Annotated in this window: 1 protein-coding gene; it reads right to left on the reverse strand. The window is 54.0% G+C overall.

The genetic code is table 11. The features are described from left to right. The coding region (gene tuf / locus ACQUTD_RS21570) for an elongation factor Tu (RefSeq protein ID WP_473385759.1) at positions 1–1,076 on the reverse strand (1,076 nt) is incomplete at both ends.

Here is a 1,076-nt window from a genome sequence, read left to right on the forward strand (position 1 = left end):
GCGCCAACGGTACGGCCGCCTTCACGGATTGCGAAACGCAGACCGTCGTCCATCGCGATCGGGTGGATCAGGGTAACAACCATTTTGATGTTGTCGCCCGGCATTACCATCTCAACGCCTTCCGGCAGTTCGATGGTGCCAGTCACGTCAGTTGTACGGAAGTAGAACTGCGGACGGTAGCCTTTGAAGAACGGAGTATGACGGCCGCCTTCATCTTTGGACAGAATGTAAACTTCAGATTCGAATTTGGTGTGCGGCTTGATGGAACCCGGCTTAGCCAGTACCTGACCACGTTCGATTTCTTCACGTTTGATACCACGCAGCAGAACACCAACGTTCTCACCAGCACGGCCTTCGTCCAGCAGTTTGCGGAACATTTCAACGCCAGTACAGGTTGATTTCGCAGTATCTTTGATACCAACGATTTCAACTTCTTCGCCCACTTTAACGATACCGCGCTCTACACGACCGGTTACTACAGTACCACGGCCGGAGATGGAGAATACGTCTTCGATAGGCAGCAGGAACGGCTTGTCAATCGCACGCTCTGGTTCCGGGATGTAAGAATCCAGGTAGCCAGCCAGTTCGATGATTTTCTCTTCCCACTGTGCTTCGCCTTCCAGCGCTTTCAGTGCAGAACCACGTACGATCGGGGTGTCGTCGCCCGGGAAATCGTACTGAGACAGCAGTTCACGAACTTCCATCTCTACCAGTTCCAGCAGCTCTTCGTCATCAACCATGTCGCATTTGTTCAGGAACACGATGATGAACGGAACGCCTACCTGGCGACCCAGCAGGATGTGCTCACGGGTCTGCGGCATCGGGCCGTCAGTCGCAGCAACAACCAGGATTGCGCCATCCATCTGAGCAGCACCGGTGATCATGTTTTTAACATAGTCGGCGTGGCCCGGGCAGTCTACGTGTGCGTAGTGGCGAGTCGGGGTGTCGTATTCAACGTGGGAAGTGTTGATGGTGATACCACGAGCTTTTTCTTCCGGCGCGTTATCGATCTGGTCGAATGCACGAGCAGAACCACCGTAGGTTTTAGCCAGAACGGTAGTGATTGCAGCGGTCAG

This window comes from Enterobacter sp. K510 (assembly GCF_055804875.1).